The sequence below is a fragment of the Acidaminococcus nyctereutis genome, assembly GCF_052216985.1.
Classification (GTDB): domain Bacteria; phylum Bacillota; class Negativicutes; order Acidaminococcales; family Acidaminococcaceae; genus Acidaminococcus; species Acidaminococcus fermentans_A.
Map to the genome: position 1 here is coordinate 16,224 of NZ_JBQOUY010000009.1, position 16,086 is coordinate 32,309.

Genomic DNA, 16,086 nt, shown 5'->3' on the forward strand with positions numbered 1-16,086 from the left:
AGGATACTCTACATTACAGGGACGGGAGGTTGTTCCGCGGTTCCACCCTGTTTGCCGCCCGAAAGCGGCCTCTCTTGTGAAGCGAACGCTCAGGGATGCCAACCCCCTCATTGCGTGATTACAGAGGAACTATAACAAATCAGGCGGAACTTGTCAAGTTCTCAAGTTCCACCTGTGTTTTTCAGTTGGTGGGCCCACAAGGATTCGAACCTTGGACCAACCGGTTATGAGCCGGGGGCTCTACCGCTGAGCTATAGGCCCAATGCTAAAATTATAAACCAGAAAAGGAAATTCTGTCAATTATTCCAGGAATTCCTTCAGAGGCTTGCTCCGCTTGGGGCTCCGGAGTTTTCGCAGGGCCTTGGCTTCGATCTGCCGGATCCGTTCCCGGGTCACGCCGAAGTACTGCCCAACTTCCTCCAGGGTACGGGTACGGCCGTCCATCAGACCGAACCGCAGTTCCAGCACCCGCCGTTCCCGGGCGCTGAGATGCTCCTGGAGCACTTTGCCCAATTGTTCCTGGAGCAGGGTGTAGGAAGCCGCATCTGCCGGAGAAGGAGCCTCCTGGTCTTCGATGAAATCTCCCAGATGGGAATCTTCTTCTTCTCCGATAGGAGTTTCCAGGGAAACCGGTTCCTGGGCGATTTTCTGGATTTCCCGGACCCGTTCCACAGGCACATCCATCTCCTTAGCGATTTCTTCCGGTGTCGGTTCCCGTCCCAGTTCCTGGAGCAGCTGCCGGGACACCCGGACCAGTTTGTTGATGGTTTCCACCATATGCACCGGGATCCGGATGGTCCGGGCCTGGTCGGCGATGGCCCGGGTAATGGCCTGCCGGATCCACCAGGTAGCGTAGGTACTGAACTTGAAGCCCTTATTGTAATCGAACTTTTCAACGGCCTTGATCAGTCCCAGGTTCCCTTCCTGGATCAGATCCAGGAACAGCATGCCACGGCCTACATACCGTTTGGCAATGCTGACCACCAGCCGGAGGTTGGCTTCGGACAGACATTTCTTGGCGTTGTCCCCGCAGAATTCCATCCGATGGAGCAGCCGGTTGAAGCGTTTTTTGCTATCCTCGATCTGCTGGCGGGTCTCTTCGTCCACTTTCTGGTGGATGGCTTTCTCATCGATCACCGCAAAGAGTTCCTGCAGCGTCCCCAGGCAGCTGTTCTCTGCTTCTTCTCCGGTAGGATCCGGAGCATTTTTCTGCACATGGGCGATTTTGTACTTATTTTCCTGAAGCAGCCGATGGAGGCGCTTCTTTTCATCCATGGTAAAAGCATCGATCAGCCTCTGATACTGGTCGAACTCCAGCACATGGCCCTCTCCCGCCAGCTCCTGGGCTTTCCGATAAGTCAAGGAGACGCTCCGGTTGTCCACCCAGATGCTTTCCTTGGTCAGCAGTTCATTGGCCTCTTCCAGCAGTTTCCCGATGGAAAGCCGTTTGTTCACCGGCTCGAATTCTCCCTCCGGTTTTTCCCCCTTCAGGATGGCCTTGGCCTGGTTGCCTTTGTCGGCCCGTTTGGCCAGCTTGATTTCATCGTCCCCGGCCAAAAGAGGCACCCGGCCGATTTCCTTCAGATACATGCGGACCGGGTCATCCACGATGACCCCTTCCGGAACGGACAGGTTGGCCAGTTCCGTTTCATCCACCTTCAGCTCTTCTTCATCGATGGTCTCCGGTTCTTCATCTTCGGACCCGTCATCGATCACTTCAATGTTCTTCTCTGCCAGTTTGGAATAGATAGCATCCATCTCATCCACAGAGACAGCATCTTCGTTCTGCAGCCGGTCCTGAATCTCCTTATAGGTGAGAACGCCATGATTCTTTTTGGCCAGCGCTTCGAATTCCGCTAAGTACTCCGCCGCGGTTTTGGGCTTATCTTTCTTGCCTGCCTTACTCTTGCTTTTCGTTCCTGAACCCGCCTTTCCCGTGGTTTTTGCCGCCTTCTTCTTTTTGGGAGCAGCCTTGGCTTTCTCCACTGCCGTGGGCTGGGCCTCACTCTGTCCTTTCTTTGCTGCTGCCGTGGCAGTCAGCTGCGGCTCCAATTCTTTCTTTTCTTTTTCAGTCATTGGGGCGTTCCCTCCTTTCCTGCAAATGAGGAAAATCCTCCTGTTCCGGATTTATACCGGAGCTGTTAATTTTCCTATCTCCAATTTTATTCGCCGGCATTCCTCTAATTCCTGCAAAAATTTTTCATTTCCCTCTTTTTCATACTTTTCCGCCAGTTGGCTGTGTTTTTCATACTCCCGGTCCAGGGCCGCAATCTGCAGACGGTTGAGGCAGTCCGTCAGGATGGAAGGCAGCGTGCTCTCCTGGACATTCAGGCTCAGGATCCCTGTCAATTCTGCCGCTCCCGGTCCGTCCAAGCGGGAAAAGAGATCCCGGGGATCCTGGAAAGTCCCGTTCTGGACCATCTGCAGGAATACCGTGAAGATTTCCTGCCGGGCCGGCGTGGTAAAGGAATCCACATGGGCGATCCCCTCCTGTCCCGGCTGGGGCGGTATCCCCTGGAGGAACGCACGGAGCACCAGCCGTTCTGCCTGTTCCGTAGGACTGGACACTTTCACGGTCCGCTGGGTCAGCCATTCTGGGTTGTACTTTTTCCCCGTTTCCTGATGGGTCAGTTTCCGGTATTCACTCTGGATCAGCCCCTCCTCGATGGACAGGCGGCGGGAAAGATCCCGGATCCGTTCCCCCACTTCTACATCGCTCTGGCAGTCCAGGAAGAAGGGCAGCACCCGGTCCACGGCCTCCACTTTGCCTCCCAGGGTTTCTGTGTCACATTCCCCCAGCACCGTATCCACCTGGTAATCCATCCCCGGACGGGCGTTCCGCATCAGCTCTTCAAAAGCTTCCCGGCCTTCCTTCCGGATGAATTCATCCGGATCCTTCCCGTCCGTCACATGCATCACCCGGCATTTGAGCCCGGCCCGAAGGGCTAGGGGGATGGCCCGCATGGCAGCCGCCCGGCCGGCCCGGTCACTGTCGAAGCAGAAGATCACTTCCGGTGCCAGCCGTTTCAAAAGAGCCGCCTGGTGTTCTGTAAAGGCCGTCCCCATGGAAGCCACCGCCCAGTCGATCCCTGCAGCATGGAGGCTGATGGCATCCATATGGCCTTCTACGATCAGGGCCTGCTGCCGTTTCCGGATGGCGGCAGAAGCCCGGTCCAGGCCAAAGAGCAGATTCCCCTTGTGGAACCAGGCTGTTTCTCCCGTATTCATGTATTTGGCCGGAGATGCATCCTTATCCAGGATCCGTCCAGTGAAGCCCACCACCTTGCCCCGAGGATTCCGGATGGGGATCATCACCCTAGCCCGGAATTTATCATAAATGCCATTTCCCCGCTGCCGCTGGCTTACCAGCCCAGCCTTGAGCAGCACGGCTTCCGAGACGCCTCTTTTTTCCAGGGCCTGAGATAAGGTATGGAAATCCGGAGGCGCCATCCCCAGATCAAAGGAATCGATGATGTCCCTTCCGATTCCCCGGCCGGCCAGATACTTGAGTCCTTTTTCCCCGTACCGGGTATTCACCAGGCAGGAATGGAAGAAACGGGAAGCCAGATCGTTGGCTGCCATGACTTCTTTCGTTTCCTTTTCCCGGGCGATTTCCTGGGCCGATTTGGCCCGTTCCGGGACCGGGATCCCGTACTTTTCCGCCAATTGTTTCATTGCATCGAAAAAGGACAGGTTGTCCCGTTTCATCACATAGGAAAACACATCTCCCCCTGCGCCGCAGCCGAAACAGTGGTACAGCCCTCGGGCCGGATCCACCGTAAAGGAAGGTGTCTTTTCTCCGTGAAAGGGACAGCAGCCCCAGTACCGGCTGCCCTTCCGCTTCAGGTTCACGGTTTCCGAGACGATGCTTACGATGTCCGCCGCCTGGCGCACCTGCTCTTTGAAATTGGCAAATTTCTCTTTCATATCATCCATGGAACTCATCCTTATTCTTTCCTGCAATACTGTATCTATTCGACAAAAAAGAAGGAATTCCTGCTTTTACAGGAATTCCCCTTGACAGATTCAATTTTCAGGATTCATAGTCAAAGCGTTTCCGCAGATATTCCAGGATCAGGCTGGCGGTTTCTTCGATGGCCCGGTTGGACACATTGATGATCATGCAGTGGAGCTGCTGCATGATGGCCCGGGCGTATTCCAGTTCTTCCTGGATCCGGTGAATGTCCGCATAGTTGGCTCCATCGGTGAGCCCCATGGCCTTCAAGCGGGCACAGCGGATCTCATTGAGCTTGTAGGGATCGATCAGAAGGCCGATGATCCGGCTGGAAGGCACCTTGAACAGTTCCTCCGGCGGGGGGATCTCCGGCACTAGGGGGACATTGGCCACTTTCAGCTGTTTATTGGCCAGGTACATGGAAAGCGGCGTCTTGGACGTCCGGGAAACGCCGATGATGACCAGATCCGCTTTGGCCAGGCCCCAGGGATTCTTGCCGTCATCATATTTAATGGCGAATTCCACTGCCGCCACCCGTTTGAAATACTCATGGTCCAGGGCATGGATCAGACCGGGCTGGTTCTTGGGCAGCAGGCCGGAAGTCTTTTCGATGGCCTTCAGCACGGGCCCCAGGATGTCCACCACTTCCACGTCCAGTTCTATGGCTTTCTGGGCCACCGCTTCCCGCATTTCCGGAGAAACGATGGTGTAGCAGACAATGGCATTCTGTTCCTTGGCTTCGGTAAGGATCTTGTCAATCTGTTCCACACTCTTCACATAGGGAACTCGGATGATATCGAATTTTTCCTGGACAAACTGGCTGGTGGTGGCTTTCACCACCGATTCCGAAGTTTCTCCGATGGAATCTGAAATGGCATAGATGATCGGTGCTTTAGCTATGATAACTCCCTCCTTTTCCTTCCGCCAATTCTACCAGGAGCCGGGTAAAATTGGTCTTGGTCACCCGGCCCACCAGCTGGAGCCGCCTATGTTCCTCATCCAGAGGCCGCACCACCGGCAGGCAGTCGATTTCGTGATCCACCAGCCGCCGGGCAGCTGAAGCAGCCGGTTCTTCCGGGCTGGCCGTGACGATTTTGCTCAGCGGCGTCATCACCATGGCAATGGGCAGTTTGTGGAGATCGGACCCGGGATTGAGGGCCGCTTTCAGCAGGTCCTTCCGGGAAACGATCCCGTGGAGCAGCCCTTCCGGCCCTTCCACCACAAATACCGTCCCCACATCTTCCAGGAACATGGTGATGGCTGCATCATAAGCGCTTTTGTCACTGCCCACTACAATGGGCACGGACTTGATGTCTTCCACGGTAATGGAGGACAGTTCTTCCTGCAAAAGCCCCAGGGTATTTTTCCCCGTGTAATAATACCCAACCCGGGGACGGGCATCCAGGATCCCGCTCATGGTCAGGATGGCCAGGTCCGAACGCAGGGCAGCCCGGCTGAGCCCCAGTTCCCGGGCAATGGCTTCCCCTGCCACAGGCCCCGCCTGTCGGACGATTTCCGCAATCTTTTTTTGTCTCTCGCTGAGAGGAATGGGACTCATCTCCCTTCCAATGGATTCATGGCTTCATTATAGAAGAAAAAACGTTCGGGTGCAAGAAGGGGTGCCGCACATGCAGCACCCCTGTCATCAGCCATAGAGCAAAGGATCCTTTTACCAGGCCAATTCTTCCTCGTGGAGGTTCCGGCCCCGTCCGGTGAGTTTGTCCAAGATCAGACGCTGTTCCACCTGGGCCACCATCTTCCGGGTGAATTTCACCGCATCCGGGTTCACGGACATGCTGTCGATGCCGCTCTGGACCAAGAAGGCAGCGAACTCTGGATACACGCTGGCAGCCTGTCCGCAGAGAGATACCGTCTTGCCATCTTTATGGGCCACTTCGATCAGATGGCGGATGGCCCGTTTCACGGCCAGGTTCCGTTCATCGAACAGATGGGAGATCACGTCATTGTCCCGGTCGCAGCCCAGGGTCAGCATGGTCAGATCATTGGATCCGATGGAATAGCCGTCCACGAACTGGTTGAACTGGTCCGCCAAGATGATGTTGGCAGGGATCTCCGCCATGAGCCATACCTTGAAATCCGGTCCTCTGTGGAGTCCTTCCTCCGCCATGATCTCCACCACTTTCCGGGCTTCGTCCACCGTGCGGCAGAAGGGGATCATCACGTTCAGGTTCTTCAGCCCGTATTCTTCCCGTACTTTCCGGACCGCAGCGATTTCCAGCCGGAAAGCGGCGGTGTACTTGGGATCATAATACCGGGAAGCCCCTCTCCAGCCCAGGAGAGCACTGGGTTCATGGGGTTCGAATTCTTCTCCGCCCTTCAGATCCCGGTATTCACTAGATTTGAAATCGCTGAACCGGAGGGTCACCGGCCGGGGAGCCATGGCGGCACAGACTTTCCGGAAGCCGTCTGCCAGGGCATCCACCACCTTTTCTGGATGGCCGGATTTGATCAGGTACAGCGGATGTTCATGGATGTAGGTGGTCCAGATGAATTCTTCCCGCATCAGGCCGATACCATCGCAGGGCAGGCTGCTGTATTTTTCCGCCAGGGCCGGATCGCCCAAGTTCATGTAGATCTTGGTGCCGGTGACCGGGAAGGTTTCCTGGGCCACGATTTGGGTCTGAGGTGCAGCAGCTGCAGCTTTCTTCACCTGCAAATTGCCGGCGAACACCACTCCGTTGGAAGCATCCACGGTGATTTCATCTCCAGTATGGAGCAGGCTGGTAGCTGCCGTACCCCGGCTCTTGGTCCCGACGATGCAGGGGATGCCCAATTCCCGGGAAACGATGGAGGCATGGCAGGTCATACCGCCGCTGTCCGTAACGATGGCCTGGGCTTTTTTCATGGCCGGCACCCAGTCCGGAGCGGTCATTTCCGTGACCAGGATCTCCCCATCCTTGAATTCATCGATATCGGAAGGATCCTTGATCACATGGACTTTGCCATAGCCCATGCCCGGGCTGGCTGGCAGTCCTTTGACCAGTACCTTTGCACTCTTTGCATCCTGTTCTTCCATCTTTTCCTCCGCCTTCTTTTCCTTGTTTCTCCGAGACCATACGGTTTCCGGCCGAGCCTGGAGGATCCAGATCTTCCCGTCCCGTTCATCGATGCCCCATTCCATATCCATATAGCAGCCGTAATGGGCTTCGATTTTCTTGGCATATCCGGCCAGTTCCAAGATCTGCTGGTTGGTCAGGGTCTGGCGCTTCCGGTCCGCTTCCGGCACCGGCATTTCTTCCGTATCCCCGCCCTTCTTCCGGACCAGCATCACATCCTGTTCATTGACGGTGGCGGAGAGGATCTTCATGTCTTCTTTGGAAACGATGTAGGTATCCGGGGTGACGATGCCGCCCACTACATATTCGCCCAAGCCCCAGGCCCCTTCAATCATGATGTTCTTATCGTCCCCGTTGGCCACGTTCACGGTGAACATGACCCCGGCGGCCTTGGAGAACACCATCATCTGGACCACGGCAGAAAGAGCCAGAGACAGATGGTCATAGCCCTGCTTTTCCCGGTAATACACGGCCCGGTCCGTAAAGCAGGAAGCATAGCATTCCTTCACCTTGGCGATTACGCTGTCGGCTCCCTGGACGTTCAGATAGGTATCCTGCTGTCCGGCAAAGCTGGCATCGGGCAGATCTTCCGCCGTAGCGCTGGAGCGGACGGCCACATAAGGCTGAGCTTCACCCACCTTGGCAGCCAGTTCCCCGTAGGCTTTCCGGATGGCATCCTGGAGATCCTGGGGCATTTCCTGTTCCATGATGGCAGCCCGCAGCTGGTCGCACACCGTACTCAGCTGTTCATTGTCCTCCACATCGGTAAGGCTAGCCAGCAGGCTGCGCATTTTTTCTTCCAGCCCGGTGGCTTTGATGAAATAGCGGTACGCGTAAGCCGTGGTGGCAAAGCCATAGGGAACCGGCACATCGGTCTTGGAAGTCATTTCTCCCAAAGAAGAAGATTTCCCTCCCACAATATCCACGTCTTTCCGTTCCAGCTGTTCGAACCACAACAAATATGCTTTGGGCTTATCCATGGTATACGCTCCTTTGCTCTACGCTATTGGCGGATATTTCTTTAATATAGTGTATACTATATCACTATGATGTAGCATAATCAAGAGAAAATTTGGGGGGTGTGAAAAGATTCACACCCCCGGTCGCGAGTCACGGGTCGCGAGCCGTGACCGAAAAAATTATTTTATTTCTCCCGGCGCTTTCGTGTGGGCAAAGGCCTTTCCTACCACTTTTTCCGCCACCAGATAGGTGTGGTTCACTGGATCAAATACCAGGGGACGGAGTTTGGCCGGGTCGATTTTCCCATCCGTCAGGATGCTTTCGTCGGCACTCACGTTAAGGATCTCGCCCACCAGCCGTTCGCTTTCCTCATCGTAGCTCTTGACCCGGCATTCCAGCACCATGGGCAGTTCGGCGATCACCGGTGCGTTTACCCGGCTGGATTTTTCCACATGGAAGCCAGCCCGGGCCACTTTATCCAGCACCTTGTTCCCGGAAACCAGCCCCAGGTAATCACAGGCCGCCAGCTGATCCGCCGTAGCCATACTCACAGTAAAGGCTCCTGTTTTCTTCAGGTTGGCCACAGTTTTGTGGGACCGGGCCAGGCAGAAGGAAATCTCCGTGTCGTTGCTGATGCCGCCCCAGGCCGCATTCATCACATCCGGGACCCCGTTTTCGTCATAGGTCCCGATCATATACACCGGCTGAGGATACGTCAATGGTTTTGCGCCAAAATCTTTCCGCATGGAAATCACACTCCTTTGGTTCCATTATACCACAACTGTCACTTTTTTCGGCACAGCAGCCAAAGAAAGTAAGGAGCCCCGAAAAGAGCCGTAATGATCCCCACCCGGATTTCTCCTCCCGGCAGGACCATTTTACCCAGGGCATCGCAGAATACCAGGAACACCGCGCCCCCCAGGGCACTGAGCGGCAGCAGGGTCCGATGATCCGGGCCGGTCAGGAGCCGCAGGCTGTGGGGCACCAATAGTCCCACGAAGCCGATATTCCCTCCTGCACAGACAGCCAGTCCCATCAAGAGAGAAATCCATCCCAGGAACAATTTCCGCCAGAAAGGCGCATCCATCCCCAGGGACAGAGCCTGTTCCTCTCCCAGGCTCAGGACATTCAGCTGCCTCCCCCAAAGGCACAGGACGGCCATCACACCGGCCAGCAGCGGCAGGATTCCTTTTACCTGGAGCCAGGTCCCTACTCCTAGGTTGCCCAAGGTCCAAAAAAAGTACTGGCGCATCACCGCATCCGGGGCAAAGCTCAGGAGTCCTGCCGTCAAGGCTCCGCAGAATAGGCTGACGGCCACACCGGCCAAAAGCAGCTTCACTCGGTCCGTCCCGCCACGGACACTGCCCAGGATGCCTACCACAAGAGAAGCCAGCCCTGCCCCGGCAAAGGCACCCAAGGGCAGGAACCAATAGGCCTTTTGGGGAAGACCAGTCAGCAGCAGGATCACCGCCCCCAAAGAAGCCCCGCCGGAAACCCCCAGGATGCCGGGATCTGCCAGCGGATTCCCGAAAATCCCCTGGAGGGCTGTGCCGGAAGCCCCCAGAGCCGCTCCCGTCCCCAACCCCAAAAGCAGCCGGGGGAGGCGGAGATTCCACAGGACATTCTGTTCCAAAAGGCTCCACCCTCCATGGAACGGTCCCCAAGGAGAAACTGGGACCTGCCCGCTGAACAGGGATAAGAAACAGACTGGCACCAGCAGCAGCCAGAGCACGATCCAACAGCGCTTGAACTTCATGGAGTACCCCCTTTGGCAAAGAAACAAACAAAAAAGACGTTCCCCGCCGGGAGCGTCTTTGCTTTTTATATGATGCAGTTCCATCCTCACGAGTGCATGGCCCATAGGGGATTCCTACGTATTGACCTGGTAGCGCCAACGAGAATCGAACTCGTGATTTCGCCTTGAGAGGGCGACGTCTTAGCCGCTTGACCATGGCGCCAAGATAAAAAAATGGCTCCGGGACTAGGGCTCGAACCCAGACTAGAAGATCCAGAATCTCCTGTGCTACCATTACACCATCCCGGAAGAAAGCTTACTCGATTATTATAGCATGTCTGAAAGAAAATGCAAGAAGTTTTTTGCTTTGGGAAAAAGAAAACCACCGCTTCCGCAGTGGTTCCAGTTTCAAGATAAAAAATGGCTCCGGGACTAGGGCTCGAACCCAGACTAGAAGATCCAGAATCTCCTGTGCTACCATTACACCATCCCGGAGTAAATACTCTTGCTCTCTCAAAGAGTACTTTTATAGTATACGGCGGAACCCTGGAAAATGCAAGGACTTTTTTTATTGGGTTGAGATTTTCTTGGTGGATGGTAAAATGGAATCAGCAATATGGCAGTAACCCCTTATCTTTCCCTATAAGGAGAATCTCTATGTTTGAAAACTATCCCTACTTTCTCTTGCTGGCCGAAGAAAACAACGTGACCCGGGCAGCCGAAAAGCTCCATATCACCCATCAGGCACTGAGCCGTTATTTATCCAAACTGGAACAGGAATGCGGGGTAGCCCTCTTCCACCGGAAGCCGCAGTTTTCCCTGACTCCGGAAGGCCGGGAATTCCTTGATACCATACGCCAGGTGGAAGCCCTGGAAAACAGTCTTACCCAAGCTTTTGCAGAAAGCAAAAAGGAAAATGCAGGAATCATCCGTCTGGGAACCACGGAGGGCCGCTTCCGGATCCTGATGCCCAATCTGATTGAAGAATACAGTCAGCTTTTTCCCAAAGTACAGCTGCGGGTAGCCAGTGCCAATTCCTCGCAGCTGAAGGAAATGCTTCTGAACAACCAGCTGGACATCATTATTTTGGGTGCGCCAAAAAAGCAGTCCCATTTCATCCAAAGCAAACTGCTCATGCGGGAAGTCCTTTATCTGGTCCTCAGTGACGGCATGCTGAAAAAATACTTCCCGGATACGTATCCAGCCTGTATCGATGAATTCCGCAAAGGAGCGGATCTGCGGAAATTCACCCATATTCCCTTTGCCTTCAACCTCCCCCAATACAACTCTTCCCAGATGCTGAATCGGCTCCTGCAGAAACTCCAGATTTCCCTGAACTGCGTCCACACCTCCAGCCATCCGGATCTCCATCATATGCTCACCACAGAAAACTACGCAGCCAGCTTCTGTCTTTCCATGTACCTTCCCAATCTGGCAAGGATCAACAGCCAGACGGATAACAAGCTCCATGCCTTCCCCATCAAAGATTTGGACGAGACGAATCCGGTCATGCTGGAATTCCGGAAAGAACGGCACTTTCCCCTTTACGGAGAAACACTGCTCCGCCTGATCCGAAAACAGTGCACCTTTTATGTGGATTTCAATCCGGAGAACATCCTTCCTCACTGAGAATAAAAAAGAGCTGTGGATGAGTACCATTCCCCGTATCGACGGTACCTTCCACAGCTCTTTGTTTTATATATACCTCATCAAAGGAATCAGTAAATCTTCATATATCCCATAACCATTGCTATAGCACACATAATCAGGGACAGCACCCAAGTACGTGGGAAATTGGCTTTCAAATGGTCTTTCATTTCCACGCCAGCCAGCCCCAGTGCGAGGTATGTAGTAGGCTGCAGCGGACTGCAAATCATGGCCACATTTTTGCCAATCAGCATCGCTATACCAATGTCCATAGCCGGTACACCATAGGCTTCGCCCGCTTTTGCCAGCAGAGGGAAAAGGCCATAGTAGAACGTATCTGCCCCCAACATACAGCCAACAGGCACAGAGATGATACCCGCAATGATATTCATATATTTTCCCATCCAAGCCGGCATGACCCACAGCATAGCATTGACCATGGCATCCAGCATGCCAGATTTGTTCATGACACCGATGAATACAGCTGCAGCCAGCAGGGTAGCCGAAGTATCCAGTGCATCTCCCGCATGACGGCGGAACAGTTTCCGCTGCAGTTTGGCATCGGGATAGTTGACAATCAGGGCGATTGCCAGTGCAATCAGGAACAGGTTATGAGGCTTCATGATTCCTAGCAACAAGCCGACCAAAAGGATTGCCGTCAGCAAGACATTGAACCACAGCAGCTTCGGTCGTTTCAATGCTTCCGCTTCTTCATCCTTCGCAGTATCCGTTTCCGCTACATCCGTGCTTTCGATATTTTTTCCTGCCCCATTTTTGATTTCACTCATCCCGACAAGGACAGCGACCACAAAAGTAAGTACCAGACAAACCCCCTGGAAGGGAAGGATATAATGCCACAATTCTCCTACATCCCGGCCAAGAACAGCAGCGACTCGTACGACAGGACCTCCCCAAGGGACAAGATTCATCACGCCCATGGCCGTCCCTAAGATGAACAGAAGACCGGTAGGCCGCATGTGGAGCCGTTTCCACAAAGGAAGCATGGCAGGAATCGTTACCAAAGCAGTAGTTTCCGTTGCTCCGTCAAGATGCCCGATGACAGCCACAATTGCCGTTGCTACTGATACGATGATGACATTATTCCCGGTATGAGCCGTCAATTTTTTGACGACCGCATCAAACATACCTGTATCTGACATCAAGCCAAAATACTCTACTGAAAAAATGAATAGGACGGCGGTTTTCCATACCGTATTCAGGCCACTGGTGATCCATTTTTCCAAAAGAGCAGGTCCTGCTCCTAAAAGGATTGCCCCTATCACCGGAATTGTCCCAAAAACTGTTACCGGGGACATTTTTCCCCGCAGCAGACAGGCAACGAGAACGATCAGTGTCGCCCAACCTATCAACGCTTGCATATTCTCATCTCCCTCACCAAATTATAGTAAATTGCCCTTTTCTTTCCATGACATAGATAAATCAGAAATGAGCTTATATTTTCCACTTCTAAATTTATTGGTTTCTGCCAATATTTTATTTACTTTGGGTATGATTCTTTCCCTGCCGGGTGGGCACATCCAGGATCAAATCGCTGGCTTTCCCAGCTCGGAGCAGATAACTGTCCGTGAAATGGCCCAAAAACTCAGCCACATGATGGCTGATCTCCATCAGCTGATCCAGGTCAATGCCCGTGGCGATCCCCATTTCTTCGCACATATGGACCACATCTTCACTGGATACATTTCCGGCTGCTCCCGGCACAAAGGGGCATCCCCCCGTCCCGGCAAAACTGGTATCGAACTGGGTGAACCCTTCGCTGAGTCCGGCCAGGATATTGGCGATTCCCAATCCCCGTGTATTGTGGAAATGGAGTCACCAGGCACAATCCGGATATTTTTCCTTCACGGTCCGGCAAATATCGGCCACCTGGGAGGGATAGGCCATGCCGGAAGCATCGGACAGACTGATTTCCCGGATGCCCACTTCCCGATAGGCTTCGATGATCTTGCACACCACACTGACTGGGATTTCCTTGTCCCAGGGAGATCCAAAGGCCATGGAAATGGATCCAGAAATTGCGATCCCGGCATCTTTTGCCCGTTCCACACAGGCAGCGAAGCGGGCGACGCTTTCAGCGGGGGTGCAATTCAAGTTGGCCAGATTATGGGCAACGGAGGCAGAAACATTGAGCTTCACCTTTTTGCAGCCACAGGCGATGGCCCGCTCCACCCCTTTCAAGTTGGCAATCAGGGCCCGGTATTCCACCCCTGGTTTTTGATTGATTCCCTGGAACACTGCATCCGTATCTGCCACCTGGGGCACAGCTTTAGGGCTGACGAAGCTCCCCACCTCGATGACCGGGAAGCCAGCAGCCGTCAGCCCATTCACATAGCTGATCTTTTGTTCCGTGGTCATCATTTTTTTTTCATTTTGGAGCCCATCCCGGAGCCCCACTTCACACAGGCGGATTTGTTTTGGATATGTCAGAGTCATAGCTACACCTTCTTTTTTCAAATAATCTTCTTGTCCTTCAGTTCCTGCAGTTTTTCTTCACTGAGCCCCAGCAGTTTCCCGTATACTTCCTCATTGGCCGAACCCAGTTTCTGTCCTGGCCACCGGATGCTGCCCGGCGTTTCGCTCAGCACGGGTACGATGCCCGGCATCTTCACATGGCCGAATTCCTCGCAGGGAACGTCTACGATATCGTGACGGGCCTGATACTGAGGATCTTCGAAGCAGTCCTTGATGTTGTAAATGGTGGAAATCGGGACACCGGCTTTGCTGCATTTCTCTTTCAGTTCATCAAAGGTATGGTCCTTGACCCAGGCGGTTACCGCATCCATAATGGGTTTGGGATCTGCCAGGCGATCTTTGGCCAGGGCATATTTGGGCAGCCATTCCTCTCGTTTTTCCATGGCATCGCAGAGATGCTCGAATACCGGGTTGGTGCTGCAGACGATGATGACATATTTGTTGTCCCCTGTTTCAAAGGTACCGATGGGGCAGGAGGCTCCGCTGGGCATGGGACTGCGCTGTCTGATTTTTCCCAGCAGATCATATTCGGCAATCATGGCTTCTTCCATGCGGAAAATCCCTTCATACAGGCTCACATCGATTTCCTGGGCTTTTCCTTTCAGGACATCCCGATGATACAGGGCCATCATGGTCCCGAAAGCCGCATACAGGCCAGCCACATAATCCGCCAGCGCAAAGGGAGGACTTACAGGGGGGCGGTCCGGATATCCCTGCATATAGGTGTAACCGGAAAATGCCTGCAGCGGGGTTCCCAACCCGGCCAATTTTCTGTAGGGTCCGGTCTGGCCGTAGCCCGTTACATGGGTCACGATGATATCCGGGTTGACTTCCCGCATTTTCTCTACACCGACCCCCCATTTTTCAAGGGTCCCTGTCTTGAAATTTTCAATGACCACGTCGCTTTTTTTGACCAGATCCAGGAAAAGCTGTTTCCCTTCTTCGTAGTGGAAATCCAAGGTCACGCTTTTTTTATTTCTTCCCATACTGGGCCAGCGGATGCTCTTCCCATCCTTCAAAGGCCCCATGGCCCGGAACGCATCTCCCCGTCCCGTCATTTCCACTTTAATGACTTCTGCCCCAAAATCTGCCAAAAGCCCTGCTGCCCAGGGAGCAGCAATGACCGTGGCAATATCCAGTACCCGCACACCTTCCAGTGCCTGTTTCTGCATATGTCCTCCTCCTTGTTTCATTACCAGATTCCTTATTGTATTCAGTAAAATTTGCTGCGCGCTCCGCAAATTTTATCTTTTTGTTTACAATCCTACTATATCCAAATTTACGGCAACTGAAAAGCAATAGTAAATTTAATATTGCAAATTATTTTTGCCATTAGAGGTATAAAAAACGGGGATGTGAAAAAATGATCCTTCATATTTTCACATCCCCATTTTTTGTTTTCCTCTTAAAAACAGTTTTCAATCCAAGATTTTTTCCGGCCGGAAGTCCAAGTAGTCTCCAGAGACCAGCCGATACCGGATTCCATTGTGGAAACCCAGGATACTGTCCTGGAACTGATTCTTCCCATGGCAGTGGGCATAGATCACCTGCTCCGCCCCATATTTTTCTGCCATCCGGGTAAAGATACTATCCTCTTCCAAGATATTGGTAGGAGGATAATGGAGAAATACCAGGAACTTCCGGTATCCGGCTTCCCGGGCTTTCCGGAAGGAATCCTCCAGACGGATGGCTTCCCGGCGGACCAGTTTTTGGGCGTGTTTCTCCGCCTCCTGGTCCCAGCTGAGCACTTCCCCCGTATACCGGTTGATCAGGAAGGGGCCTTCAAAGGTGAACCCTTTGGTCCCCACCAGGGCGTAATCCTGATAGACGGTAAAGTTGTTCTGGAGGAAGAACAGCTTCCCCCGGTATGCCTCATTCAGGGCCTCGGTTTTCTGGGCTTCCCAGAACATGTCATGGTTTCCTCGGATGAGGATCTTCTGGCCCGGGAGGCGGGCGATGAAGTCCAGGTCTTCCCGGCACTGGGCCAGTTTCCGTCCCCAGGAATGGTCCCCCAGGAGTACCAAGGTGTCTTCCGGTTTCATCAGTTCCTGGCAGTTCTTCCAGATTTTTTCCTCGTGGCGGACCCAGACGGGCCCCATGGCGTCCATGGATTTCTCTGGCCGCTGGAAGGCCAGATGGAGATCTCCCAACGCATAAAGTGCCATCTGTTCCACCCCCCTTGGTGCTATCGTCCAGTGACCAGGCTGCTGCTCCTCCGT

11 protein-coding genes, 4 tRNA genes and 1 pseudogene are annotated in these 16,086 nt (G+C 53.7%); 1 reads left to right on the forward strand and 15 read right to left on the reverse strand.

The genetic code is table 11. The features are described 5' to 3' along the window. Positions 1-186 precede the first annotated feature (186 nt). The 11 genes from ACTUHY_RS06050 to ACTUHY_RS06100 form a co-directional block, all read right to left on the reverse strand. Positions 187-261, reverse strand: a tRNA-Ile gene (locus tag ACTUHY_RS06050). Between the two features lie 39 nt (positions 262-300). After that, positions 301-2,076, reverse strand: a complete 1,776-nt coding sequence (rpoD, locus tag ACTUHY_RS06055; RefSeq protein WP_442827001.1) for an RNA polymerase sigma factor RpoD — start codon at positions 2,074-2,076, stop codon at positions 301-303. Between the two features lie 51 nt (positions 2,077-2,127). Continuing rightward, positions 2,128-3,927, reverse strand: coding sequence for a DNA primase (gene dnaG, locus ACTUHY_RS06060; protein ID WP_442827002.1), 1,800 nt, complete (start codon positions 3,925-3,927; stop codon positions 2,128-2,130). Positions 3,928-4,033: 106 nt separating this feature from the next. Further along, a complete protein-coding gene (locus ACTUHY_RS06065) occupies positions 4,034-4,855 on the reverse strand; it encodes a pyruvate, phosphate dikinase/phosphoenolpyruvate synthase regulator (protein ID WP_075579638.1) in 822 nt (273 codons plus the stop codon). Further along, positions 4,848-5,513, reverse strand: coding sequence for a transcriptional regulator CcpN (locus tag ACTUHY_RS06070; RefSeq protein WP_075579637.1), 666 nt, complete (start codon positions 5,511-5,513; stop codon positions 4,848-4,850). Before ACTUHY_RS06070 ends, ACTUHY_RS06065 begins: the two co-directional genes overlap by 8 nt. Before the next feature lie 111 nt (positions 5,514-5,624). Then, a complete protein-coding gene (gene ppsA / locus ACTUHY_RS06075; RefSeq protein ID WP_442827003.1) occupies positions 5,625-8,012 on the reverse strand; it encodes a phosphoenolpyruvate synthase in 2,388 nt (795 codons plus the stop codon). A gap of 159 nt (positions 8,013-8,171) precedes the next feature. Continuing rightward, entirely contained in the window at positions 8,172-8,738 is a 567-nt protein-coding gene (locus ACTUHY_RS06080; protein WP_442827004.1) for a flavin reductase family protein, read from the reverse strand. Between the two features lie 38 nt (positions 8,739-8,776). Beyond that, positions 8,777-9,748: a FecCD family ABC transporter permease gene (locus ACTUHY_RS06085; RefSeq protein ID WP_349687945.1), complete on the reverse strand. Its 972-nt coding sequence runs from the start codon at positions 9,746-9,748 to the stop codon at positions 8,777-8,779. A gap of 127 nt (positions 9,749-9,875) precedes the next feature. Beyond that, positions 9,876-9,950, reverse strand: a tRNA-Glu gene (locus tag ACTUHY_RS06090). A 12-nt stretch (positions 9,951-9,962) separates the two neighbouring features. Continuing rightward, a tRNA-Gln gene (locus ACTUHY_RS06095) sits at positions 9,963-10,036 on the reverse strand. A 112-nt stretch (positions 10,037-10,148) separates the two neighbouring features. After that, positions 10,149-10,222: transfer RNA gene (locus ACTUHY_RS06100), tRNA-Gln, on the reverse strand. A gap of 162 nt (positions 10,223-10,384) precedes the next feature. Here ACTUHY_RS06100 and ACTUHY_RS06105 point away from each other — a divergent pair. Further along, positions 10,385-11,356 carry a LysR family transcriptional regulator gene (locus ACTUHY_RS06105; RefSeq protein WP_442827005.1) on the forward strand — a complete coding sequence of 324 codons (972 nt, stop codon included), beginning with the start codon at positions 10,385-10,387 and terminating at the stop codon, positions 11,354-11,356. A gap of 89 nt (positions 11,357-11,445) precedes the next feature. Here the strand turns inward: ACTUHY_RS06105 and ACTUHY_RS06110 are convergent, their stop codons facing one another. From ACTUHY_RS06110 to ACTUHY_RS06125, 4 genes and pseudogenes are all read right to left on the reverse strand, one after another. Beyond that, positions 11,446-12,753 (reverse strand): CitMHS family transporter, encoded by a 1,308-nt coding sequence (locus ACTUHY_RS06110; protein ID WP_442827006.1) that lies wholly within the window; start codon positions 12,751-12,753, stop codon positions 11,446-11,448. A 115-nt stretch (positions 12,754-12,868) separates the two neighbouring features. After that, positions 12,869-13,822, reverse strand: a pseudogene (locus tag ACTUHY_RS06115) (hydroxymethylglutaryl-CoA lyase). A gap of 23 nt (positions 13,823-13,845) precedes the next feature. Then, positions 13,846-15,039 carry a CaiB/BaiF CoA transferase family protein gene (locus ACTUHY_RS06120; protein WP_442827007.1) on the reverse strand — a complete coding sequence of 398 codons (1,194 nt, stop codon included), beginning with the start codon at positions 15,037-15,039 and terminating at the stop codon, positions 13,846-13,848. A 246-nt stretch (positions 15,040-15,285) separates the two neighbouring features. Further along, positions 15,286-16,032: a metallophosphoesterase gene (locus tag ACTUHY_RS06125; RefSeq protein WP_442827008.1), complete on the reverse strand. Its 747-nt coding sequence runs from the start codon at positions 16,030-16,032 to the stop codon at positions 15,286-15,288. Between the last annotated feature and the right edge of the window lie 54 nt (positions 16,033-16,086).